The sequence below is a fragment of the Rhodococcus sp. EPR-147 genome, assembly GCF_001647185.1.
GTDB lineage: Bacteria > Actinomycetota > Actinomycetes > Mycobacteriales > Mycobacteriaceae > Rhodococcoides.
On record NZ_LVCU01000113.1, the window covers coordinates 1 to 1,612 of the forward strand.

The 1,612-nt window shown below is 65.6% G+C and carries 4 protein-coding genes; all 4 read left to right on the forward strand.

The features are described from left to right. The coding region (locus tag A2J02_RS05425; RefSeq protein WP_068047767.1) for a peptidoglycan-binding protein at window positions 1-629 on the forward strand (629 nt) is incomplete at its 5' end. Continuing rightward, window positions 626-754: a hypothetical protein gene (locus tag A2J02_RS28890; RefSeq protein ID WP_269454877.1), complete on the forward strand. Its 129-nt coding sequence runs from the start codon at window positions 626-628 to the stop codon at window positions 752-754. The genes A2J02_RS05425 and A2J02_RS28890, both read left to right, overlap by 4 nt. Beyond that, complete coding sequence (locus A2J02_RS05430) at window positions 751-1,116, forward strand: hypothetical protein (protein ID WP_068047770.1); 366 nt, start codon at window positions 751-753, stop codon at window positions 1,114-1,116. Before A2J02_RS28890 ends, A2J02_RS05430 begins: the two co-directional genes overlap by 4 nt. Then, complete coding sequence (locus tag A2J02_RS05435) at window positions 1,116-1,526, forward strand: hypothetical protein (protein ID WP_068047774.1); 411 nt, start codon at window positions 1,116-1,118, stop codon at window positions 1,524-1,526. Before A2J02_RS05430 ends, A2J02_RS05435 begins: the two co-directional genes overlap by 1 nt. The last annotated feature ends 86 nt before the right edge of the window (window positions 1,527-1,612 follow it).

The following is a 1,612-nucleotide window of genomic DNA, read 5'->3' on the forward strand; positions in this document are numbered from 1 at the left end:
ACTGTGGATTCGTGCTCATCAGCTTCGCGGCGATGTACAACCGCGACATCGAGCCGCTGACCGGTGGCGCATCCGATGAAGGCGGCTACACCGAGACGAACTCGGTGTACACCTCGAACCACAAGTCCGGCACAGCAATTGACCTGAACTGGAACCGCTACCCGTTCCGGCGCTACACCATGCCCGCCGAACGAGTCGGCCGAGTGAAGCAGCTCCAGGCCGGGTTCTGGGGATTGATCGACTGGGGCCGCGACTGCTGGGGCGGCAAACCGGTGGACGAGATGCACTACCAGGTCGCCCGGGGCAAGCCGATGCAGGCGTACGTCGACTTCGCGAACGAGCTACGTGCCGGCAAGTTCGGCCTGTACGGCGCGACCGCACCGACGCTCGATCCGGTCGTCGTGCCGAACCCCGGCGTCGGTGGACTGCTGATGCGGGGCTCGAAGGGCGAGGCCGTGCGCCGACTGCAAGAGCGTCTGAACCGGGACTACCCCCGGTACTCCCGTCTCGCAGTCGACGGCGACTTCGGGCCGGCCACCGAGGCAGTCGTGCGTGAGTTCCAGCAGCGCTCGAATCTGCTCGTGGACGGCATCGCCGGGCCGGCCACTCTCAAGGCCCTCGGGCTGTGAACACCGTCCAGACGTTCGCCACGGCGGTGGTGATCGGCGTCGTCGCCGGCACCACCGCAGCGGCGAGCTACCTCCTGCGTACCGAACTGCCCACCGAGGCACAGCTGATGGAAGAGAAATCATGACCGCACCGCAAGGCCCACTCGATCTCGTGCGAATCGAGATCATGCGCCGCCTCGGCCCGATGATCGACGCCAAGTTCGAGGAGCTGACGCCGAAGCTGCTGAAAGCCGTCAACGACGATCTGCCGCTCTCCTCGGTACCCGAGGCACCCGTGGTCGCTCCGAAGACCGCAGCGTCCCGCACAGCCATCCAGGGCATCCTCGCCCTGGTGCTCTCGGCCGTGCTCGGATTCGTCGCAGACGCCATCGGAGGCGGGCAGGTCGATCTGCTCGACACCGGAGACTGGAAGACACTCGGCTACGGCGCAGCGGTGGCTGGCATCATGGCCGTGCTGGCGTTCGGCCAGCGCAAGATTGGGCGTTGATGAACGAACGCGCCGTACTCGCAGCAGCTCGCTTACTGTCGATGCTGCTCGGATTCGGTGCGATCGCAGTCGGGTTGCTCTACGCCGGTCCCGAGTCTCTGGTTCGCCGGCCCCTGCCCGCCGGCCAGGAGACCTTGGTGGTGATCATCGAATCGGCGTTCCCGGTGTGGCCGTTCCTGTTCTGCGTGAGCGGCACTGTCCTGATCGTCTGTGCGATCAGGGAACGCCAGATACTCGTGGCCCACGGACTCGTCGTCGGCGCGTGGACGTTCTGGGGACTCTGTCTCATCATCGCCCCACTTCGCAGTGTCCCACCGACACCGATCATCGTCGGCGTCATCGCCTTCGCCTGTTGCTTCGCAGCCAATGTCGGAACTATGCGCCTCTGGGCGGCGCTCGGAGTGAAGTAATGGACGTCGTCTCCATCGTCGTGGCTGCGATCGGCGCAGTCGCCACAGCAGTCGCCACAGTCGTCTCCGTCAAGGGCCGAGTTCAG